General features: G+C 63.9%; 16 protein-coding genes and 2 pseudogenes. 5 read left to right on the top strand and 13 right to left on the bottom strand.

The genetic code is table 11. The features are described 5' to 3' along the window. Nucleotides 1–28: 28 nt before the first annotated feature. The gene (locus QSV36_RS19975; protein ID WP_289133862.1) at nt 29–2,188 is read right to left on the bottom strand and encodes a DUF1631 domain-containing protein; all 2,160 of its coding nucleotides are present in this window, start codon (nt 2,186–2,188) and stop codon (nt 29–31) included. Nucleotides 2,189–2,430: 242 nt separating this feature from the next. Between QSV36_RS19975 and nadC the strand changes: the two genes are divergently transcribed. After that, a complete protein-coding gene (gene nadC / locus QSV36_RS19970; protein WP_170028295.1) occupies nt 2,431–3,279 on the top strand; it encodes a carboxylating nicotinate-nucleotide diphosphorylase in 849 nt (282 codons plus the stop codon). 125 nt (nt 3,280–3,404) lie between these two features. Here nadC and trxB read toward each other — a convergent pair whose 3' ends face one another. Continuing rightward, complete coding sequence (gene trxB / locus QSV36_RS19965) at nt 3,405–4,367, bottom strand: thioredoxin-disulfide reductase (protein ID WP_170028294.1); 963 nt, start codon at nt 4,365–4,367, stop codon at nt 3,405–3,407. Nucleotides 4,368–4,698: 331 nt separating this feature from the next. Here trxB and cysZ point away from each other — a divergent pair, with 331 nt between their 5' ends. Then, nucleotides 4,699–5,427, top strand: coding sequence for a sulfate transporter CysZ (gene cysZ / locus QSV36_RS19960; protein ID WP_289133861.1), 729 nt, complete (start codon nt 4,699–4,701; stop codon nt 5,425–5,427). 51 nt (nt 5,428–5,478) lie between these two features. Here the strand turns inward: cysZ and QSV36_RS26150 are convergent. Both QSV36_RS26150 and QSV36_RS26145 read right to left on the bottom strand, forming a co-directional pair. Next, nucleotides 5,479–5,898 (bottom strand): annotated as a pseudogene (locus QSV36_RS26150) (methyl-accepting chemotaxis protein); the annotation flags it as partial. 174 nt (nt 5,899–6,072) lie between these two features. Further along, nucleotides 6,073–6,666, bottom strand: a pseudogene (locus tag QSV36_RS26145) (PAS domain-containing protein); the annotation flags it as partial. Between the two features lie 307 nt (nt 6,667–6,973). Between QSV36_RS26145 and QSV36_RS19950 the strand changes: the two are divergent. Further along, complete coding sequence (locus QSV36_RS19950) at nt 6,974–8,164, top strand: glycosyltransferase family 4 protein (RefSeq protein WP_289133859.1); 1,191 nt, start codon at nt 6,974–6,976, stop codon at nt 8,162–8,164. Between the two features lie 97 nt (nt 8,165–8,261). Here the strand turns inward: QSV36_RS19950 and QSV36_RS19945 are convergent, their stop codons facing one another. Together QSV36_RS19945 and QSV36_RS19940 are read right to left on the bottom strand one after the other, a co-directional pair. After that, nucleotides 8,262–8,744, bottom strand: coding sequence for a glutathione peroxidase (locus QSV36_RS19945; RefSeq protein WP_170028290.1), 483 nt, complete (start codon nt 8,742–8,744; stop codon nt 8,262–8,264). Nucleotides 8,745–8,887: 143 nt separating this feature from the next. After that, a complete protein-coding gene (locus tag QSV36_RS19940; protein WP_170028289.1) occupies nt 8,888–9,373 on the bottom strand; it encodes an FKBP-type peptidyl-prolyl cis-trans isomerase in 486 nt (161 codons plus the stop codon). Between QSV36_RS19940 and QSV36_RS19935 the strand changes: the two genes are divergently transcribed. Next, entirely contained in the window at nt 9,372–9,674 is a 303-nt protein-coding gene (locus tag QSV36_RS19935; protein WP_289133858.1) for a DUF3565 domain-containing protein, read from the top strand. The two genes, QSV36_RS19940 and QSV36_RS19935, sit on opposite strands and share 2 nt — an antisense overlap. Before the next feature lie 31 nt (nt 9,675–9,705). Beyond that, complete coding sequence (gene pta, locus QSV36_RS19930; RefSeq protein ID WP_289133857.1) at nt 9,706–11,793, top strand: phosphate acetyltransferase; 2,088 nt, start codon at nt 9,706–9,708, stop codon at nt 11,791–11,793. Nucleotides 11,794–11,917: 124 nt separating this feature from the next. Here pta and QSV36_RS19925 read toward each other — a convergent pair whose 3' ends face one another. The 7 genes from QSV36_RS19925 to QSV36_RS19895 all read right to left on the bottom strand — a co-directional run bounded on the left by QSV36_RS19925 (nt 11,918) and on the right by QSV36_RS19895 (nt 22,215). Continuing rightward, nucleotides 11,918–12,637 carry a YiaD family glycine zipper/OmpA-like lipoprotein gene (locus tag QSV36_RS19925; protein ID WP_225780436.1) on the bottom strand — a complete coding sequence of 240 codons (720 nt, stop codon included), beginning with the start codon at nt 12,635–12,637 and terminating at the stop codon, nt 11,918–11,920. Between the two features lie 108 nt (nt 12,638–12,745). Continuing rightward, a complete protein-coding gene (locus QSV36_RS19920; protein WP_289133856.1) occupies nt 12,746–13,390 on the bottom strand; it encodes an MBL fold metallo-hydrolase in 645 nt (214 codons plus the stop codon). A gap of 99 nt (nt 13,391–13,489) precedes the next feature. Then, entirely contained in the window at nt 13,490–14,182 is a 693-nt protein-coding gene (locus QSV36_RS19915; RefSeq protein WP_225780434.1) for a sensor histidine kinase, read from the bottom strand. Further along, nucleotides 14,179–15,786 (bottom strand): tetratricopeptide repeat-containing response regulator, encoded by a 1,608-nt coding sequence (locus QSV36_RS19910; RefSeq protein ID WP_289133855.1) that lies wholly within the window; start codon nt 15,784–15,786, stop codon nt 14,179–14,181. Before QSV36_RS19910 ends, QSV36_RS19915 begins: the two co-directional genes overlap by 4 nt. 159 nt (nt 15,787–15,945) lie before the next feature. Then, the gene (locus QSV36_RS19905; protein WP_289133854.1) at nt 15,946–18,663 is read right to left on the bottom strand and encodes a winged helix-turn-helix domain-containing protein; all 2,718 of its coding nucleotides are present in this window, start codon (nt 18,661–18,663) and stop codon (nt 15,946–15,948) included. A gap of 275 nt (nt 18,664–18,938) precedes the next feature. Continuing rightward, entirely contained in the window at nt 18,939–20,303 is a 1,365-nt protein-coding gene (locus QSV36_RS19900) for a DUF1329 domain-containing protein (RefSeq protein ID WP_289133853.1), read from the bottom strand. A gap of 25 nt (nt 20,304–20,328) precedes the next feature. Continuing rightward, nucleotides 20,329–22,215 carry a DUF1302 domain-containing protein gene (locus QSV36_RS19895; protein ID WP_225780430.1) on the bottom strand — a complete coding sequence of 629 codons (1,887 nt, stop codon included), beginning with the start codon at nt 22,213–22,215 and terminating at the stop codon, nt 20,329–20,331. Nucleotides 22,216–22,351 lie beyond the last annotated feature (136 nt).

Below are 22,351 nucleotides of genomic sequence, written 5' to 3'. Positions count from 1 at the left end.
TGCATGTGAATGATTGTAGTGTTTACGCCTACAGGCCCCGTGCCTGGCGCAGCTCGTCGAGCACCGCCTCCAGCGCACGCTCGAACAGCAAGCCGTCGTCCAGCACGCGCACCTCGCCCCGGTGCAATGCCTGGGCCAGGCTGGCGGCGTTCCACTCCCGCACTTTCATGCCGGTGCGGTTGGAAAACACCAGCCTGTCGCTGCTGTCGACGCGCGCCACCAGCTTGCACCGCAGCGGCTCATCCTCGTCGAGCACCTCGACCCAGGTACCGATGCGCAGGCGCTGCACCTGGCGCAACGCAGCGGCCTGGCCATGGGCAATGTGCAACGGTGCGCAGGCAGGTTCTTCGGCAATGGCCAACACGATGTCCTCGGCCACCAGCACTTCACCCAGGCGTTGGTCCTCCCCACCAGGCTGCCCGTTTGTACCTGCACAGGCCCGCAGGTGCAATTGTTCCAGTTGCAGGAAGAATTCGCGGGTCGCAGCCGAGTCCAGAGCCACGCTGGCCAGGCCATCGCGCAATGCCTTGAGCAGGCCCGGCACCTTCTGCAGCAAGGCTTGTGGCTCCTGTGGCGGGGTGATACTGGCCAGCAGCGTGTCCATGGTCTGCAACGCGTCGCGCCAGGCCTGGGAAGCCGCGCCCTGCTTGAGCCAGGCCAGTAGCAGTACCTGGCTCCACGACTGCACCAGCATCTGTACCACCACCTGCGGCCACACCTGGCCGCGCAGACGCTGGTTGAGCGCTAGCTGCACCTGTTGCCTGGCCTGCTGGGCTCGGGCACGGCCTTCTTCCGCATCGCGGGTGCGTTGTTCGAGCAGCTCGTTGCGCCGACGCTCGTCCTGGTTGAAGGCCAGGAAGTCTTCAAGCAACTCGGCGAACAGGCTGGTGTCTTCGGCAAAATCATTGAGCAGGCGCTGGATGGTCCGCTCCACCCGCAAGTGCAGGCTGTCGCGCAGGCTGGTGCCGGTGCATTCCCAGCCAATGGCTGCGCCGGCGATCTCGTTGAGCAGCCGCCGGGCCGGATGACTGGCACGGCTGAACAGCCCCTTGTCCAGCAGGGCGACTTTCAGCAGCGGAATATGCAGGCGCGCGATCAACGCGCGCAGGCTGGCTGGCAAGTTGTCGTCGTTGCGGATGAACGCGAACAGCAGCCCTACCAGGTTGATCATGTCCTCGTCGGCCACCTCGATGCGCCGACGGGTGCCGCTGCGCACGCTGACCCGCAACAGCAACTGTTCAAGCTGCTGGCCGAGTTCGAAATCCTCATCTTCGTGGGTAGCCGGCACGTAGTGCTGCAAATGCGACAGCAGGCGCAGCAGGTCGGCGGTGCTGATCGGCTGCGCCGTGGCCACGGCCTGCAGGCGCGGCGCGAACTGCCCGCGCAGCGGCGCCAGCAGGGTTTGCAGCGAGGCGAAGAAGGCCTGCCCTGCCGCGTCCGCGCCGACTTCCTGGCCCAGCTTCGCCGCCCCACGTCGGGCCCGCATGCGCCGGTCCTCGGCGCGACGACGCGGGGCCGGGGGCAGCTCGGGCAGTACGCCCGCAGCTGCCAGCAACTGGTTGGCCTCGCCATAGATGATGTCGGCATCGCGCAGTACGTAGCGCTCGAACAGTTTGAGCAGCACCAGCTTCACCCGCAGGCCAACCCCCAGGTTACGTCCTGCCTCGAGGAAGTAGCCACACAAGGCGGCAGGCCCCAGCGGGTTGTGCTGCTCGTACAGGGGGCGGTCGAGCAGTGCCTGCAAGCGCAGGCCCAGTTGCTGCAGGGCGATGCCGTCACGCGACAATACCCGCGCGACCATGCCTTCGATCGCGGCGGCGCGCTCTGCCTGGGCCTTGCTGCGCAAGTCGCCGGGCTCACCCAGGTGTGCCAGCGGGTCGACCTGGCCCATACGCGCATAGGCATCGTAGAAGGTGTCGAGAAAGCCACGCTCGATGCTCTTGCGCTTCAGGCGCAGGTCGCGCATGGCCTCGAAATAGAGGTTCTGCTCACCGCGGTCGAACGCCTTGTCGGCCATCTCGAAAAGGGTATCGTCAGCGTTGTCGAACAGGTCCTGCAGCCCCTGGCGCAATTGCAAGGCCGCCTTGTCGCGCACCTGCAGCAGCAATACCGGAAGGCAAGGCAGAGGCGTACGCCCGCCTCGATCGATGGTTGCCACCAAGGGCACCACCTTGCCTTCTTTTTGCATCCTGGACTCCTTGCAGGGTGTCTCGCCCGGAGGGGCTGGAGATCGTCAAAGCTATGACGCCAAATACTGGTCGCCATTATCGGCAAAAATCCGTATCGCTGCCAGCGCCGTTTCACTCGTTGGCTAATGACCCTGATTTGCCTTGTTTGCTCAATGCCACCGACCAAAGGTCGCTGCCAGGGCGGCTGTACACACAAGCCCCCTGCCCTATAATCGCGGGCATCTAGCTTGTGGAGCCGACCATGCCGAACCTACGCCTCGCCGACCTGACCGCTGAAATCGAAGCCAACGTGCGCCGCGCACTGTTGGAAGACATCGGCAGTGGCGATATAACCGCGCAGCTGATCCCGGCCGAGCGCCTGGCCAAGGCGACCATCATCACCCGGGAAGACTGCGTGATTGCCGGCACCGCCTGGGTCGACGCGGTGTTTCGCCAACTCGACCCGCGCGTGGCGGTGCATTGGCAGGTAGCCGATGGAGAACGCGCCACGGCCAACCAGGCGTTGTTCCACCTGGAAGGCCCGGCACGCTCGCTGCTCAGCGGTGAGCGCAGTGCGCTGAACTTCCTGCAGTTGCTGTCGGGGGTCGCCACCCGTGCCCGCTTCCTCGCCGACCTGGTGCAAGGCACCCAGGTCCGCCTGCTGGATACCCGCAAGACCTTGCCCGGCCTGCGCCTGGCGCAGAAGTATGCCGTCACCTGTGGCGGCTGCGACAACCACCGCATCGGCTTGTACGACGCCTTCCTGATCAAGGAAAACCACATTGCCGCCAGTGGCGGCGTGGCCGAGGCAGTGGCAGCCGCGCACCGTATTGCACCGGGCAAACCGGTGGAAATCGAAGTGGAAAGCCTGGACGAACTGCGCCAGGCGCTGGCCGCCGGTGCGGACATCATCATGCTCGACGAGCTGAACCTCGAGGAAATGCGCGAAGCAGTGCGCATTACTGCCGGCAAGGCCAAGCTCGAGGCCAGCGGCGGGGTCAACGAGCAGACGTTGCGCGTGATTGCCGAAACCGGGGTGGACTACATCTCGATTGGTGCCATGACCAAGGATGTGAAGGCGGTGGACCTGTCGATGCGACTGAGCCTGTAATCAAATTGCAGGCAATAAAAAAACCGGCCTCTGGCCGGTTTTTTATGCGACATCCGGGGCGTAGCCATTCTGTAGGAATGGCCTTGTGTCGCGATGGGCCGCAAAGCGGCCCAGGCATTCCCGGATCAGAACGAGGCGTTGGCCAGACCATCCAGGTAGCGCTCGACGTCCAGCGCCGCCATGCAACCGGCACCGGCCGAGGTGATGGCCTGACGGTAAACGTGGTCAGCCACGTCACCGGCGGCGAACACGCCCTCGACGTTGGTGGCGGTGGCGTTGCCTTCACGGCCACCGTTGACCACCAGGTAGCCGTCCTTCAGGGTCAGCTGGCCTTCGAACAGCGAGGTGTTCGGGGTGTGGCCGATGGCGATGAACACGCCGTCGACCTTGATTTCGTCGCTGCTGCCATCGTTGTTCTTCAGGCGCGCACCGGTCACACCCATGTTGTCACCCAGGACTTCATCCAAGGTGGCGTTGAGCTTGAGCTCGATCTTGCCTTCGGCAACACGTGCATGCAGCTTGTCGACCAGGATCTTCTCGGCACGGAAGGTATCGCGACGGTGCACCAGGGTCACCTTGCTGGCGATGTTGGCCAGGTACAGCGCCTCTTCTACGGCAGTGTTGCCGCCGCCAACCACGGCAACCGGCTTGTTGCGGTAGAAGAAGCCGTCGCAGGTGGCGCAGGCCGAAACACCTTTGCCCATGAACGCTTCTTCAGACGGCAGGCCCAGGTAGCGGGCGCTGGCGCCGGTGGCGATGATCAGCGCATCGCAGGTGTACTTGCCGCTGTCACCCTGCAGGGTGAAGGGCTTGTTGGCCAGGTCGACAGCGTTGATGTGGTCGAAGACGATCTCGGTTTCAAAACGCTCGGCGTGCTCCTGCATGCGCTGCATCAGTGCCGGGCCGGTCAGGCCATGGGGGTCGCCCGGCCAGTTGTCGACTTCGGTGGTGGTGGTCAGCTGGCCGCCGGCCTGCATGCCGGTGATCAGCAACGGCTTGAGGTTGGCCCGGGCGGCGTACACCGCGGCGCTGTAACCGGCAGGGCCGGAACCGAGAATGATGACGCGCGAATGACGTACTTCAGACATGTCGAACTCCTGTCGAGCGGGCCGCATGGGCCGGCATCTTGTGCGCCGGTTGCGCCAGCTGGAATTTAAAAAGGACCCACGCAGCACTTGGGGAAGGCTACAACGCGCAGGCCCGAAAAGCGGAAAGTTGAACGCACTGTAGCGAGGTGGCAAAGATTAAGGAAATATCCTTAGACAATCCACCTCATAGGCATCGCCTATCCACCGAATTGTTCGGATAGCCATGGGCTGGCCCTTTTGTTACACCCCGTTTCCCTGCCGCTGCCCGCCTTTCGTCGGCGCGGCAAACTCGGTAAGGTCATCGCGTTTACCTTCTCTGCGGAGTCTCCCGATGCAAGCCCCTGTCCTGTCCGGCCCCCAGTACCTGCGCGAAGGCCTGAAACTGGTGCTGAGCCCCAACCTGCGGTTGTTCGTACTGCTGCCACTGGCGGTCAACCTGCTGCTGTTCGGTGGCCTGATCTACTTCGCCGGCCATCAGTTCAGCCTGTGGGTGGACGCTTTGATGCCCACTCTGCCGAGCTGGCTGAGTTTCCTCACCTACATCCTCTGGCCGCTGTTCGTCGCCCTGGTGGTACTGATGGTGTTCTTCACCTTCACCCTGGTGGCCAACATCATTGCCGCGCCGTTCAATGGCTTCCTGGCGGAAAAGGTCGAGGTGGTGCTGCGCGGCCAGGACAACTTCCCGGCCTTCAGCTGGGGCGAGCTGGTCGCCATGGTGCCACGCACGTTCGGCCGCGAAATGCGCAAGCTGGGCTACTTCCTGCCACGGGCCATCGGCCTGTTCATCCTGTCGCTGGTCCCGGTGGTCAACGTGGTGGCCGCGCCGCTGTGGCTGATCTTCGGGGTCTGGATGATGGCGATCCAGTACATCGACTACCCGGCGGACAACAACAAGATGAGCTGGCAGGACATGCTCGCCTGGCTGCGGCAGAAGCGCTGGCAGTCGCTGGGCTTTGGCGGCATCACCTACCTGGCGCTGATGATCCCGCTGGTGAACGTGCTGATGATGCCGGCGGCGGTGGCCGGCGCCACGTTGTTCTGGGTGCGGGAGCGCAACTGATCACGATGTAACGCCGCCCTGTGGGAACGGCTTCTCCCGCTCCCACAGGCTTCACTGCCCCAACCGGCTGGAGAACTGCCCTACCACGTCCACCACCCGCTTCGCGCCTTCCTGGATCTCGACAATCACCCCCCCGGTTTCATCTGCCAGCGCCAGCCCCTGCTCGGCCTGGCGCTTGCTGGTATCGATGATGGCTACCGCCGCCTGGGCCAGCTGCTCGTTCTGCTGTACCACCCGGGCGATCTCCTCGGTGGCGGTGCTGGTGCGCGAAGCCAGCTGGCGTACTTCATCGGCGACCACGGCAAAGCCACGGCCCTGCTCGCCAGCGCGGGCCGCCTCGATGGCCGCGTTCAGCGCCAGCAGGTTGGTCTGCCCGGCAATGTCGCTGATGGTCTTGATGATCGAGCCGATCACCCGCGATTGAGTGTCCAGCGCCTGGATGCCTTCGGCCGCTTCTTGCATCGAGGCTTCCAGGCCGCGCATCACGCTGACGGTCTGGGTGACCACTTCGGTGGCCTTGCGCGCACTGGCGTCCGTGCCTACCGAGGTGTTGAAGGCCACGTCCGCCGCCTCGGCCACCGCCAGCTCCTGGTTGACCTGGTCAGTGATCACGGTGGCGAACTTGACCACTTTGTAAAGCACGTCGTGGGCGTCGAAGATCGGGTTGTACGAAGCTTCCAGCCAGATCACCCGCCCGTGGGCATCGATGCGCTTGAAGCGATCGGCAATGTACTCGCCGCGGCGCAGCTTTTCCCAGAAAGCCTGGTAGCCCGCCGAATTGACCTCCTCCGGCTCGCAGAACATGCGGTGATGCTTGCCACGGATCTGTTCCAGGCGATAGCCGACGGTGGCCAGGAACCGTTCGTTGGCCGTGAGGATGGTGCCATCGAGGTCGAACTCGATCACCGCGGTCGAGCGCATCAACGCCTTGATCAGGCTTTCATGCTCGCGCGAGGTCTCGATGGTACGGGTAAGGTCGCTGGAGTGCAGCGTGAAATACTTGATACGCCCGTCACTGTTCTTGACTGGCTGCAGGATCGAGCGCAACCAGGCTTCCTGGCCATTGCCACGCAGCAGACGGAAGGCGCCGTTGAGGTGTTCACCGCGGCCGATTGCGCCTTTCATGCGCTGGTAGAAATCCAGTGACTTCACGTGTGCCGGGACAATTTCCTCGATATTGCGACCAAGCAGTTGATCGGCACGGTAAAGCATTTCGCTTTCGAAATTGCCGTTGACCATCTCGATGCGCCCCTGGGGGTCGAGTTGCAGCACCAACATCTCGTTGTCGAGACTACTCTTGACCTGTTCGATGGACATCAGGTCTTCACGCAACTGGCGGATTTCTTGCTTGAGCTTGTTGTTGAACATCACCGCTCTCCCGGAGCGCATCAGGTCGTCGAATGCTTCTTCATCGGCTGCTCGTGAAGCCTTCTTGAGCGCCCTGAAAGGAAAATTTCACAAAGCGAAAGGCGTCAGCGAGCAGGCGTCATCTGGACGTCACGCAGCGGTCACATTGGCGCAACCTGGCAGGCGGAAACTTTTTGTCATGAATACACCCGCCCTACGCATTACCCTGGTCAGCGAAACCTTCCCACCCGAAATCAACGGCGTGGCCAACACCCTTGGCCGCCTCAGCGAGGGGCTGCGCCAGCGCGGCCACAAGGTCGAGGTGGTGCGCCCGCGCCAGGCCGGTGAAGGGCCGCTGTACGACGACCCTGAGCTGATGCTGTGCCGTGGCTGGCCACTGCCTGGCTACCCTGGCTTGCAGTGGGGCGAGGTATCGATGCACAAACTGTTGCGGCATTGGCGCCGGCAACGCCCGGACGTGCTGTACATCGCCACCGAGGGGCCGCTGGGGCTCAGCGCCCTGCGCGCCGCCCGCCGCCTTGGCGTGGCAGTGGTGAGCGGCTTTCATACCAATTTCCCGCAGTATTCCGGCCAGTACGGGCTGGGCCTGCTGACGCGCTTGCTCACCCATTACCTGCGCTGGTTCCATCGGCGTACAGCCATCACCCTGGTTCCCAGCCTCAGCCAACGCCTGGAGCTTGAACGCCGTGGTTTCGAACGCCTGGCGCTGTTGGCCCGCGGCGTTGATGCCTGCCTGTTCAACCCGGCGCGGCGCAGCCAGGCATTGCGCGACAGCTGGGGACTTGGCCCGGACGATATCGCCGTGCTGCATGTCGGCCGGTTGGCAGTGGAAAAGAACCTGGGCCTACTGCGCCCCTGCCTTGATGCCCTGCAGAAGGCTTATCCACACCAACGCCTGCGCCTGATACTGGTGGGCGATGGCCCGCAACGCACCGCCCTCCGCCAGCAGCTGCCCGAGGCCGTGTTCTGCGGCGCCCAGCGCGGCGAGCTGCTGGCCGAGCACTATGCCAGCGGTGACCTGTTCCTGTTCCCGAGCCTGACCGAGACCTTTGGCAATGTGGTGCTCGAAGCCATGGCCTCGGGGTTGGCGGTGGTCGCCTATGACGAGGCGGCCGCAGCGCAGCATATCCGCCATGGCCACAGCGGTGCACTGGCCATGCCGGGGGACCCGGCGGCATTCGTCGATGCCGCCTGCTGGCTGCTGGAAGAAGCGGAAACCTTGCGTCGGGTGCGCCTGAACGCGCGGCAGCACGCCAGCCGCCAGGGCTGGCCGGCGATTGTCGAGCAGTTCGAGGGGTATCTCCATGCAGCCCGGAACCAGGCTGCGAGTTCACCAGCTTCGAGGCTGGGCTCTACGCGATCCGTGTAGTAGCGGCCTTGTGTCGCGACCGGGCTGCAGAGCAGCCCCTCGCACTTTGCGGCCCGGTCACGACACAAGCCACCCTGCATGCATCGCGTCAGGCGCTTCAGGCCAAGGCTTTCTCGATGGCCTGCACCACTGCAGGGTCATCCGGTGCCGTGCGCGGCGAGAAGCGCGCCAGCACCCGACCGTCCTTGCCAACCAGGAATTTCTCGAAGTTCCAAGTGATGTCGCCGGGGAACTCGGCGCCCTCGCCGGCCAGCAGGCGATACAGCGAATGGCGATGTGGCCCGTTGACTTCCAGCTTGGCTCCCAGCGGGAAGCTCACACCATAGTTGAGGCTGCAGAACTCCTGGATTTCCTTTTCACTGCCCGGTTCCTGGCCGGCAAACTGGTTGCACGGCAGGCCAAGCACGTTGAAGCCCTTGTCCTTGTAGTCCTGGTAGAGGTTTTCCAAGGCTTTGTATTGCGGCGTCAGGCCACACTTGGAAGCAACATTGACCACCAGCACCACTTGGCCCTTGAAGGGTGCGAGAGGCAGCTCCCCGCCGTTCAGCGCGTCCAGTTTCAGGTCGTGAAATGCACTCATGATGAATCCCTCTCAGGTTGCCGGTTGCCGCGCAGGCGAATTCCGCCCACTAAAAAGGCGCTCGTCCAAGCCGTCCACCTCCCGAAGGAAGGCAAATCGGCTTGCCCGAGCGCCTGGCGACTTTCTGAGCTTAGCGCAGAAAATCAGTGGTGATGGCCACCTTCACCGTGGATGTGACGGTGAGCGATTTCTTCGTCGCTGGCGTCACGCACGTTGACTACCTTGACCTGGAAGGTCAGGCGCTGGCCGGCCAGCGGGTGGTTGCCGTCAACAGTGATGTCATCGCCGTCGATGTCGCGGATAGTGACGATCTGCATCTGGCCATCCGGCGCCGAAGCGTGGAACTGCATGCCCACTTCCAGCTCGTCGACGCCTTCGAACAGGCTGCGGTTCAGGGTGCTGACCAGCTCGGCCAGGTATTCACCGTAGGCATCTTCCGGCTCGACGGAAACGTTCAGCTCGTCACCGGCCTGCTTGCCTTCCAGGGCCTTTTCCAGGCCTGGGATGATGTTGCCGGCACCGTGCAGGTAAACCAGCGGCGCGCCACCGGCGGAGCTGTCGATGGTCTCCCCGGCGTCGTTGGTCAGGGTATAGTCGATGGAGACAGCCTTGTTGGCGGCGATCAGCATGGGGCAAGACCTTTTGCAAAAGAATGTAGAGCGGACAAGTGTAACCAAGCCATCGTCCGATTGCGACCGCACTGCGGATGAGCAGCGGCCCATCAGTCGGATCACCGGCTTCCACCAGGATGAGGAAGGCCACTGGGTGGCCGAACTGTCCTGCGGCCATACCCAGCATCTGCGCCACCAGCCGCCGTGGCAGGCACGCCCCTGGGTGCTGGACCCGGCCCAGCGCGCGCAACGCATCGGCCAGCCTTTCGCTTGCGGCTGGTGCGCACAGGGGGCCGATAGCGCTACCCTTGGCCGTTAATTTCTTGCACCGCTTATTTCGAGAAGCACGCATGCAGACATTTTTCATTGCGCCGACCGACTTCGGTGTCGGCCTGACCTCCATCAGCCTCGGCCTGGTACGCACCCTGGAACGCGCCGGCCTGAAGGTCGGCTTCTTCAAGCCGATCGCCCAGCCCCACCCCGGTGATACCGGCCCCGAACGCTCCACCGAACTGGTCGCCCGCACCCACGGCATCAAGCCCCCGGTACCGCTGAGCCTGGCCCACGTCGAGCGCATGCTCGGCGAAGGCCAGCTGGACGAACTGCTCGAGGAAATCATCCGTCTGTACCAGCAAGCTTGCATCGGCAACGACGTGGTAGTGGTCGAAGGCATGGTGCCTACGCGCCACGCCAGCTATGCGGCGCGGGTCAACCTGCACCTGGCCAAGAGCCTGGATGCCGAGGTGATTTTGGTCTCGGCGCCGGAAAACGAAGTACTCAGCGAGCTGTCTGGTCGGGTGGAACTGCAGGCGCAGCTGTTTGGCGGCCCGCGTGACCCGAAAGTGCTCGGGGTGGTCCTCAACAAGGTGCGCACCGACGAAAGCATGGCGGAGTTTTCCGCGCGCCTGCGCGAGCACTCGCCGCTACTGCGCGGCGACGACTTCCGCCTGCTCGGTTGCATCCCCTACCAACCGGAACTGAACGCCCCGCGCACCCGCGACGTGGCCGAACTGCTCGGTGCCCAGGTACTCAACGCCGGTGACTACGAGCAGCGGCGCATGAGCAAGATCATCATCTGCGCACGCACCGTGGCCAACACGGTGCCGCTGCTGACTTCGGGCACGCTGGTGGTGACCCCGGGCGACCGCGACGACATCATCCTCGCCGTCAGCCTCGCGGCGATCAACGGCGTACCGCTGGCCGGCCTGCTGCTGACCAGCGACAGCAAGCCTGACGCGCGCATCCTGGGCCTGTGTCGTGGCGCCCTGCAGGCCGGCCTGCCGATCCTGTCGGTCAGTACCGGTTCGTACGACACCGCCAACCAGCTCAACTCGCTGAACCGGGAAATCCCGGTGGACGACCGCGAGCGCGCCGAGTTCATCACCGATTTCGTCGCCAGCCACCTCGACGCAGCCTGGCTGCACCAGCGTTGCGGTACCCCGCGCGAACTACGCCTGTCACCGGCGGTGTTCCGCTACCAGCTGATCCAGCGCGCGCAGCAGGCCAACAAGCGTATCGTCCTGCCGGAAGGCGCCGAGCCGCTGCTGGTACAGGCGGCGGCCATCTGCCAGGCCCGAGGCATCGCCCGCTGCGTGCTGCTGGCCAAGCCCGAGGATGTCGACGCGGTCGCCCGCGCCCAGGGCATCGCCCTGCCACCGGGCCTGGAAGTCCTTGACCCCGAGCTGATTCGCGGGCGCTACGTGGAGCCGATGGTCGAGCTGCGCAGGAGCAAGAACCTCAACGCGCCGATGGCCGAGCAGCAGCTGGAAGACCCGGTGGTGATCGGTACCATGATGCTGGCGCTGGATGAAGTGGATGGCCTGGTATCCGGCCTGGTGCACTCCACCGCCAACACCATCCGCCCAGCCCTGCAGCTGATCAAGACTGCGCCGGGCTCGAGCCTGGTGTCGTCGGTGTTCTTCATGTTGTTCCCCGAACAGGTGCTGGTATACGGCGATTGCGTGATGAACCCGCACCCGAGCGCTGCCGAACTGGCCGAAATCGCCCGGCAGAGCGCCGAATCGGCGCAGGCCTTCGGTATCGCGCCGCGGGTGGCGATGATCAGTTATTCAAGCGATTCGGCCAGCGATGAAGAAGTCGAGAAAGTGCGCGAAGCGACTCGCCTGGCGCAGGCTGCGACAGAGACGCTGCTGATCGACGGGCCGTTGCAGTATGACGCCGCAGCCAACCCGGCGATTGCCCGGGAGCTGGCGCCAGACAGCCCGGTGGCCGGGCGTGCCACGGTATTCGTGTTCCCCGACCTGAATACCGGCAACACCACGCACAAGGCGGTGCAGCGCAGCACCGACGGCGTCAGCCTGGGGCCCATGCTGCAGGGGCTGCGCAAGCCGGTGAACGACTTGCCGCGTGGGGCCCAGGTAGACGATATCGTGCACACCATCGCCCTTACGGCGATTCAGGCCAGCGTGACGGGCTAGAAACCGGGGCTGTTCTGCAGCCCCTGTGGGAGCGGGTTCACCCGCGAACAACGCGACGCGGTGTTTGGCACCGGCTATCCGCTGTTCGCGGGTGAACCTGCTCTCCCAAAGTCACTCTGATCGATCAGGGATACTGCTGGACCTGGCCCTGCTGGTCATACTGCTGACCCGGAATCGGCTTCAGGTTCACTTCCACCCGACGGTTCTGTGCACGGCCATTGGCATCGGCGTTGCTGGCGATCGGCTGGTCCGGGCCCATGCCACGTACCGAAATACGCGAGGCGTCGACACCCTGCGAAGTCAGGTAGGTGCTGACCGCCTGCGCGCGACGCTGGGACAGGTCCATGTTGTGCTGGCGGCTGCCGGTGCTGTCGGTGAAGCCGACCACTTCGATGGTGTTCTGGTTGAACTGCTTGAACGAGCTGGCCAGGTTGTTCAGCGGCGAGTAGAAGCTTGGCGCGATGTTGGCCGAGTCGGTGGCGAAGGTGATGTTACCCGGCATGATCAGCTTGATCTGGTCACCCTGGCGCTGCACCTCCACACCGGTGTTGGCCATTTGCGCGCGCAGCTCGGCTTCCTGCTTGTCGGCGTAGTAGCCGTAACCGGCTGCAGCGGCACCCACGGCAGCGGCGCCGATCAGCGCACCCTTGCCGCGGTTGTTGTGGTCGATGGCGGCACCGGCAATGGCACCGGCCAGCGCACCCAGGCCGCCATATTTGGCCGTCTTGCTCATCCCTGTGGAGCCCTGCGCCTGGCCCTGGCTGTCATAAGGGTTCTGACCGGCACAGCCAGTCATCAGGGCAGCGGCGGTTGCGACGATAATCAGACGACGCATGGTGAACATGGACAAGCTCCTACTGAATTCATGAATGCGACAGATCACGAACGGATCTATGCCAGCCTTGGATTGCACAGGCAACGAAAAATTCCATGAAAGTGCCTTCATGTGCCATCACGCACGTACGAAGGGGTTTTCACGCATCTCGTCACCCAGCCGGGTATCGGGCCCATGGCCAGTCACCACGATGGCTTGTTCATCCAGCCGGTACAGCCGCTCCTTGATCGAACGCACGATAGCCCGCTGGTCGCCGCCCCACAAATCGGTGCGGCCGATGCCACGGCGGAACAGGGTATCCCCGGCGATCAGCAGCTTGGCATCGGCAAACCAGAAACTCATCGAGCCGGGGGTGTGGCCTGGTGTATGCAGGGCTACGCCACAACCGCAGGCCAGCTCTTCGTCGTCACCCAGCCAGCGGTCAGGCGCGGGTACCGGGGTGTAGGGCACGCCGAACATCTGGCATTGCATTTCCAGGTTGTCCCACAGCACCTGGTCGTCCTTGTGCAGGTGCAGGGTCGCGCCGGTCAGCTCCTTGAGCTTGCCGGACGCCAGGAAGTGATCGAAGTGCGCGTGGGTGTGAATGATGCTCACCAGGGTCAGGCCATGGGCCTGCAGGCGGGCAATAATCTTCTCCGGATCACCGCCCGGGTCGACGACGATGGCTTTCTTGCTCAGCGGGTCGCCAATCAGGGTGCAGTTACATTGCAAGGGGCCGACAGGGAAGGTTTCGCGAATAAGCGCTGACGATGGATTTTGCATGGGAGTATGAGGACCGGTTAGCCGAAGAGCGTTTGCACACGTGCCAGTGCATCGAGCATGACAAATTCGCAAGAACTTCGCACTGCAATCCTGCCCGTTTCAAGGCAAAAACAGTTTGAACAGCCCCCCTCCAAGCGCTCCGCCATTGGCGATCTCGATGCGCCCGCGCACCCCGCCACTTTCATGCAACGCCGCGATACGCGCGGCGAAATACAGGCCGAGGCCGGTGCTGCCGCTGTTCGAATCGATGCCCTGGATGAACTCTTCCTGGCGTTCGAGCATGCGCTGTGGATAACCGGGGCCGTCATCGTTGACACAAATGGCCAGCTGGTTGTCCGCTTCCTCGATGGTGATCAGCAAGGCATGCGCGGCAAAACGGGTGGCGTTGGTGATGACGTTGGCGACCACCGAGGCCACCAGTTCGCGGTCGAAGAAGCCCAGTGGGTTGTCAGTGTCGATGCGCCAGGTGGCGAGGATGTCCTTGTGCCTGAGCACTTCCTCGTGGGCAGCCAGCTGGGCCTCGATGAAGTCGTCCAGTTCGTGGTAGTCCGGGCACACCGGCAGCTGGTTGACACCCAGCTTGTACAGCCCCAGCAGCTGCACCAGCATGCCGTTGAGGTGGCGAAACTCATGCTCCATCACACCCTGCTCGGTCCCCCCGCGCAGCTCCTCGGGCAAGCGCTCCATCCACTGGTTGTGGGACTGGATCAGCGCTGACAGGGAATTCTTCAGGTCGTGCACGGTGGAGGCGATCACCGTGGAAAAATCCAGCCCCTGGTTGTCTTGATTCATGCGCCGAACACCCGGATATGCAATTTGCGGTAACGGTCGTAACGGTTGTCGCTGGCAGGGATACCGGCCACGCTGGTCAGGGCGTCGCGACACTCCTGCATGATTGCCGCCTGCGGGTTGTCACCGCCGATGCGCAGCAGCGCCTGGGCAGTATTCAGGGCGATGCTGATGTTCTTCGGCTGCAACCCCAGCGCCTTGCGGAACAGCTGCAGCGCCTCGCCGAGCTGCCCGCCCTGGTAACTGCGCACGCCCTGACGGTTGAGGGTGACCGCTTCGGTAATGGCATTGAGCACGCTCGGGTCGTCGGTCAGCTTGCCCACCTTCTCCATGACCTTGGGGTCGTCGCCGTAACTTTCCACACAGCCCCTCAGCACACCGATGGCGGCGGCTTCCTGCCCCATGGCCTGCAATTGCGCGGCGACGGTCAGGGCCGAATCGACCGAGAAGAACTGGTTCATCTTGTCCAGGCGCTGGATCGCCTGTTCGGTCAGCTTGGCCGCCGTTTCCGGGTCACCGGCCTGTTGCAGGCTGGCGGCCTTCATCATCCGCGCGCGCACTTGCAACCCCTGGTCTTCCGGGTTTTCCTTGGCCACCTCGCTGAGCGTGGCGTTGATCTCGACCCGGGTGCGCGCATCCAGGCCAAAACCGGCATTCTTGCTCATCAGCGCCTGCACCAGGCCGAGATTGTTCTCGGCATCCTTGTAGCGTGAACTCTGGCCCTGGCTGACGGCATGGCGAAACGCTTTCGAGGCGCTCTCGAAGTCTTCGTTTTCCAACGCCAGCTTGCCCAGCGTCGACTGGCGGCGCACCGACAACGGCGACAGCCGCACGGCTTCTTCCAGCATGTTCTGCGCACGCCTGGTTTCGCCCTGGGCCACCAGCACTTCGGCCATGCCATCGTACAGGCTCGGCATGATCGGGAAGGCCTTGAGCGCCTGCTCGTACACGCCTTGGGCCTGGGCATTCTGGCCACGCTTGTGCATCAGGCTGCCCAGTGCCGCGTACACCCATGGCTGTGGGCGGCTGGCGAGAATGGCCTTGAGAAACTTCTCCAGTTCCTCGAAGCGGCTGAGATTGCGCAAGGCATCGGCCCGATAGCGCAGGCACAGCGGCGCCAGGCGTGGGTCGCGCTTGCACAGCTCGGCGCAGGCCGCCAGCACTTCGGCCGGCCGATTGCGGTCCAGGGCCTGCAGGATCGGCTTCAGCAGGTTCTTGCGCTGGTACAGCTTCTCCACGCGCTGGGCTAGGCCAACCCGGTTGAAGGGCTTGGTCAGGTAGGCGTCGGGCTCGTGCTCGATGGCGCTGAGGACAATGGCCTGGCTGCTCTCGGCCGTGACCATGATGAATATGCACTCATGGCTGATGTGCTTGTCGAGGATCAGGTCTTCGAGCACCTGCTGGCCGTTCTTCTTGCCGTCGCCCAGGTGGAAATCCTGCAGAATCACGTCATAGCGCTTCTGCGCGCACATGCGCAACGCCTGCTCGCCGCTGTCGGCGGTGTCCACGTCACGCACACCCAGCTCACGCAACATGGAACGGGTCGACGTGCGAAAGTCGGTAAAGTCGTCGACGATCAGAAAGCTCTTTTGCCCGTACTGCAGCATCAACACGACCTGCCTTGGAATAATTGAAAAATCGCGCGAAGCGATGCCACCGCTAGCTGTATCGGCAGCTGGCCGGGAAAGATGAGGATAGAGCATTGGACGGCCGATAACCCGGGCCTCGGTCACGACTTTAGCGGGCAATACCCGACACGGCCAGTATCAGGCCAGCAGCCCCAGCGATTTGGCCTTGGCCACTGCCTGGGTGCGCCGTTCGACGCCGAGCTTGCTGTTGATATGACTGGCGTGGGTCTTCACCGTGTGCAGGGAAATGAACAACCGCTCGCTGATCTGCTGGTTGGAACAACCCTGGGCAATCAGTTCGAGCACCGCCAATTCGCGGCTGCTCAGCGCTTCGCTGCTGTTGTTCCCGGCGTTGGGCATCGGCGGCAGGCGCTTGAGCAGCTCGGCCTGTACCGGGCTGGCGGCGGTTGCCTGCAGCTGTTCGTGAAGCCATTGCGGATGTTGTTCCAACAGTGGCTGGAACGGTTGCAGCACGCCGCCGTGGGCGGCTTCCAGCAGCCTGGGCAGCAGCTGGGCGGCCTGCCCTTCGCGGCCTTCGCCCAGCAGCAAGGCAAGCCACTGGCACAGGGCATTGACGGTCAGCAGCATGCCGCCACTGGCCTGGCCGCGCTCGACCAGGCCGGCCAGGCGTTGCTCGGCTTCGTCGCGACGCGACTGGGTGCGGTCCAGCAACGCTTGTTGCAAGGCAATGTGCAACGGCAGCAACGGGTGGAACTCGGGCGCCGCCGCCGGCTGCTCGCCGCCATAGGTCTGGCCCAGGCGCAGCAGCCAGGACTCGGCCAGGTCCATGCGCCCCTGGGCCAGCCACAGCTCGCATTTGACCAGGGTGATCATGGCCAGGTAGTAGACCGGCGGCACATCCCAGATATGCATCAGCCGTTCGGCCTCGGCCAGTTCGGCAAAGGCCTCGGCAAACTGCCCGTCGCGGCCATCCAGCGTGGCAATCACGCAGTGGCCGATGAGCACGCTGATATCGCGACAGGCGCGCGCCTCGCCCAGCCCCGCACGCAAACGTGCACGGCCCTGGGCCGGCTGCAGGCGCGAGACAAGCAGGTAGCCCTCGTACAGCGTCAGGCGCGCGCGCACGGCATACAGGCGCTGCGCCGAGAGCCCTTGCAGGCGTTGCAGGCCCTGGCGCACCTCGTCCAGCGCACGCAGCACCTCGCCGCGGGCGTGCAGCACCCGTGCGCGGTCGTAGTGGGCCAGGGCTTCGAACAATGGGTTGCCGACGCGCTGCGCCAACTCCAGGGCCTCGCGGTTCCAGCCACGGGCGCGCCAGAAATCACCATCGGCGATCGCCAGGTTGGACAATGTCGACAGGCACACCAGGCGCTGACCATAACGCTTGCTCGGCAGGCTTTGCAGCGCCTCGCCGCAATAGGCCAGGGTGCGCTCACGGTCGCCACGGCCACGGGCGATCACGCCGCTGAGCGCCAGCCACTGCGCCAGCATGGACTTCTGCGCAGTCGCCGAAGGCGCGGGCAGGAAGCGGCTCAGGTAACCCGCCAGCTCCTCTGCCGCGTCCAATTGGCAGGCCAGGCCCAACGCCCAGCTGTACAGCACGATCAACCGCGGTGTGCTGATCAGCAGGCTGTCGGGCAGGTCCATTTTCCAGCGCAGCAGCATGCCGACGTTCTGTTCGGCCAGCAATTGCTCCTCGGACAGGCTCTGTACCAGGTTGGCGGCGACGTCGAGGTGGCCGGCCCGCAGCGCCTGTTCCACCGCCTCGTCCAGCAGGCCCTGGCTCTCGAACCAACGGCAGGCGCGCAACTGCAGCCCTGCCAGCGGCTCGCTGGCCTGGCGGCTGCGCAACAGGTCGGAGAACAGGTGATGGTAGCGAAACCAGTGGCCATGTTCGTCCAGCGGCACCAGGAACACCTGGTGCGCCTGCAGGAAGCGCAGGATTGCGGCACTGTCGTGACGACCACGCACGGCATCGCACAGCGGGGCACAGAAGCGTTCCTGGCAGGCCGTGTCGTACAGGAAGGCCTGCACGTCGGCCGGTAGCCTGTCGATGACTTCTTCCAGCAGGTAATCGCGGATCAAGCCTTCGCCGCCATGCAACGCCTGGGGCAAGGCCTGTTCCTCAGCCGACTCGCTGGCCGCCAACTGCCAGAAGCGCAACCCGGCCACCCAGCCGTCGCTGCGCTGGATCAGGTTGTCCAGCGCCTGGCCACGCAGGCCGGTGGGTTGGCGGCCGATCACCGCCAGTGACTCTTCGGCGGTCAGGCGCAGGTCCTGCTCATTGAGTTCGACCAGTTGCCGCGATAGGCGCAGGCGCGCCAGGTGCCAGTCCGGGCGCTGGCGGCTGGTGACCAGCAGCACCAGGCCGGGCGGCTGGTGATTGAGGAAGAACTGCAGGCAACGGTCGAGCACCGGCCCTTGGGCCAGGTGATAGTCATCCAGCACCAGCAACAACGGCGTATCGGTTTGCAGGTACAGCGCCAGCTCGTCGAGCAGGCCATCGAGCCATTCCTCGAAGGCGAACGGCTGGTGGCGCTGGCGCATCTTCAGCAGGCCCATGGCCTGGCCGCCCAGCGCCGGGCAATACTGCTGCAGGCCTTCGAGCAGGCGCTCGAGGAAGCGGCCAGGGTCGGCATCGCGTTGGCTCAGGCCCAGCCACAGGCTGCGCCAGTGCTCGGGTAGTGCTTCGCAGAATTCGATGGCCAGCGAGCTTTTGCCGAACCCCGCAGGCGCATTGACCAGCAGCAGCCGCCCGCCGAGGCCGGCTTGCAGCCGCTGGCACAGGCGCAGGCGCGGTACATGGCCGTCCGGCAAGGGCGGCCGGAAGAAACGCCCGTCCAGCAGGCCCAGGGCCTGGCTGGCGAATCCATGCGTACGGGACAGATCTGTCATGGCCGGCTCGTTCTGTTTGGAAGACTACGGCGGTATGGATGCTTGCGAGACTAGCCGGTAACGCTGCGCATTTGAAGATGATGGGCGCAGTTGGCTCGGAAAAGACTACGACAAAAAGCAACAAGGCTGATGGACATTGGCTGGGGCGGGGGTTTGGTGAGGTATTCAGCAGGTTTATTGCCGGTTTGCGGCTTGGCGAGCGTGCTCGCGAAGCCGCCGGGACCGCAAATGCAAACGCCCCGGACAAGCCGGGGCGTTTCGCGGTAGCACAATGCCTAGCGAATACCCGACTGGCGCAATGCCGCTGGCTGGAAGTCCGCCTTGCTGGCGCTGAAGCCGAAGTCGTAGGCGCGTTTCTCTTCGTTCTTCATGCCCAGGGCCAGGTAACGGCCGGACTGCAGGTCGTAGATCGCCTCCAGGGTGTACCACGGCACGTCCACGTTGTAGTACGGCTGGGCATGGGCCTCGGACACCCGCCACAGCTGGCCACGGCCGTCGTACTGGTCGATCACCGCTGCCTGCCAGGTGTCTTCGTCGATGTAGAAGTCACGCTTGGCGTAGATGTGCCGCTGGCCCGGCTTCAACGTCGCGACCACGTGCCATACGCGGCGCAGCTCGTAACGGGCCAGGTCCTGGTTGATGTGCCCGGCCTTGATGATGTCGGTGTACTTGAGCTTGGGGTCGTCCAGCTTGAAGGCGTTGGAAGCGATGTACAGCTCCTTCTTGCCTTCGAGCTTCCAGTCATAGCGGTCTGGCGCGCCGTTGAACATGTCCAGGTTGTCCGACGTACGCAGGCCGTCGGCGGCAGTACCCGGGCCGTCATACGACACCTGCGGCGCCTGACGCACGCGGCGCTGACCAGCGTTGTAGATCCACGCCTTGCGTGGTTCCTTCACCTGGTCGAGGGTTTCGTGCACCAGCAGCACGGTCCCGGCCAGGCGTGCAGGCGCGGTCACCTCCTGCTTGAAGTAGAACAGGATGTTGCCCGGGTTGTTCGGGTCGTAGTCCTTCATCCTTTCGCGGAAGACGAACTGGTCGGAGAAGTACACCGGGTTGAACGAGCCATTCTGCTGTGGGGTGGCCTGGGTCACCAGGCGGCTGACGCTGCCACCGCGGTAGCGGGTGATATGGTTCCAGATCACCTCCAGGCCGCTTTTCGGGATCGGGAACGGCACGGCGGTGCGGAAGTTGTTCAGGCCGTTGCCGCCTTCGACCAAGGTAGTCTTGGTGGCGTTTTCCTTGATGGCGGCGAACACGTCAGCCGGTACCGTGGAACCACGATGGGTCTTGTATACCGGGATCTTGAAGGTATCCGGGTAGCGCTTGAGCATGGCCAGCTGGCCCGGCGAGAGTTTGTCCTTGTACTGGTCGGCATTCTGCGCGGTGATGGTGAACAGCGGCTTTTCACTGCCGTACGGGTCGGACAGGAAGCCCCTGCCGTCAGCGCTGCCAGCGCTTTTCGACAACGGCTCCCATGGGCCGATCGAGCCATCGGCGTTGCCGGCCTTTTCGGCGCCCATCGGGGTCAGGGTGCTACCCAGCTTGGCCGCCTCGTCGGCGGATACCGCAGCCATGACGCTGGTCGCCAGCAGGGACAGGCCCAGTACACCGGCCTGCAGCAGACTTCTGGTCTTGTTCATGTCGTGTCGTCCTGGATCTGTGTGCTTAGAAGTTCACGCCGAAGCTGAGCGCGACGAAGTCGCGATCATCCACGGTGGTGTACTCGCCATCGAAGAAGTTGGTGTACGACAGGCTTGCCGTGTAGGTGTTCTGGTACTCGGCGTCGAGGCCCAGGCTGACCGCCTTGCGGCCTTCCTCAAAGTTGGCGCCAGGGCCCGGCGAGTAGCCGGAAACGTCATGCGACCAGGCCACGCTGGGTTTCAGGTTGACCCCGGCGAAAACGTCGTTGTAGTCCCAGATGACCCGAGCGCGGTAGCCCCAGGAGGTACTGGTGGTAAAGCCATCGTTCTCGCAGTTGCGCGACAGGTTGGCGGTAGAGGCTCCAGCGCCTGCGCCCGCGATGGTACTGGCATTGAGCGCCTGGCAAGTATTGGCACCACCGGTGGATGGCAGCGGGCCGGGGCCGAATACCGGGTCACGACCGTAGCGGGTATCGTGCGCGCTCTCCAGGCCGCCGACGTGAGTGACACCCACCTCACCGACCACCGTCATGCGGCTGGCGCCCATCACCTGGTCGAAGAAGTGCGTCAGGGTGGTCTGGAACTGGGTTATTTCCTTGCGCCGGTAGCCGTGCAGGTCCTGCCCTGGCGTACCGCTCAGCAACGATGCATTGCTCAAGGCGCCGCCAATCGGGCGGACCCCGGCGAACAGGATATCCGTCGTATTGAGCTGCACGGGTGCGTTGGGGCGGTAGCTGAGTTCGCCGCTCCAGGCGGTCCCGGTGGGCAAGGTGGTGGAGAAGCTCAAGCCATAAAGGCGAATATCTTCGGGATACTCGACGAAGTACTCGGAATTGCCGGCCACGATCAGTGGTGCCAGCGCACGCAGTTGTGCAGGCAAGGCGCTCAACCCGGCAAACACCGAAGGCGGTGCACCTGTGGCGCTGAAGATTGGCGCACGGCTGTGGTAGTTCATGAAATAAGCGCCGAATTCGGTGTCCAGCGGCTCGAACATGTAACGCATCGCTACGCCGAACTGGCCGCTGTCGCGGGCATCACGGTCAGCGCCACGGCGTACCATCACCCCCTCTTCGTTGATGTTCACGCCCCGGCTGGCCAGGAACTGCTGCGCCGCGCCCGGCACCGTGCGGCTGCTGTTGAGCACGCGCAGGTTGTCGGTACAGCCATCGGCAATGATGTCCGGCTGGGAGAAGAAGGTGCCGCAGTTGTCGACGACCGTCTGGTCCCATTCGATCTGGTAGAAGGCCTCGGCCGACAGGTTGTCGGTCAGGCTCTGCGAAATGTAGAACATGTTGACCGGGATCAGGCCTTCCTTGATCTCGGCCCCTGGACGGCGGAACGCCGACACGTCGATCGGGTTGATCGAGTTGATACCGCCACCGATGAAGGTACTTTCACCCCAGCTGACTACCTGCTTGCCCAGGCGTACCGAGCCCGGCTGGTCGCCGATCGAATAGTTGTGGTAGACGAAGGCGTCAAGCAGCTCGGCGCCGGACGACTTGGCGCCTTCCTTGCGGTTGGAGTCGCTGATGTCCTTGAACTCGCGGCCTTCGTCCTTCAGCTCGAAGTCGTACCAGTACTTGCCACGCACGAATACGCCGGTGTCGCCGTACTTGAGCTCCAGGTCATGGATGCCCTTGAAGATCTTGGAGAAGGTCTCGCCCTTCTTGAAGTTCAGGTGGCCATCGTCCGATGTCTGCGACAGGCCCTTGCCGCCGTTGTTCACCCCGATCAGGTTCTTGTTGGGATTGGCTGTCGACCAGCTGGCGCCGATGGAGAGCGACGAGTCGAACTGGCCTTCGATTTCACCAATGTTGAAGCTGACAGCGAAAGCAGGACTTGCGAGCGTGGAAGCAAGGCTGACGGCCAGGGGCAACTTGGCCCGGCGCCAGAACAGGTTTGCAGATTTCATCGACGCTACTCCATGTACTTTTTTTGTTATGGCAGTGAGTCCTTTCAAGAACGGCCGAGCGACCGGATGCAGGCTTGCGCCCGCGACGACATGGCTTGCGCATGCCGCGAACCCCCATTCCTGAAAATCCCCTGGC

It is taken from the genome of Pseudomonas sp. BCRC 81390 (assembly GCF_030341915.1).
GTDB lineage: Bacteria > Pseudomonadota > Gammaproteobacteria > Pseudomonadales > Pseudomonadaceae > Aquipseudomonas.
The sequence above is the reverse complement of the archived record's forward strand: the minus strand, read 5'-3'. Positions and strand labels throughout refer to the sequence as shown.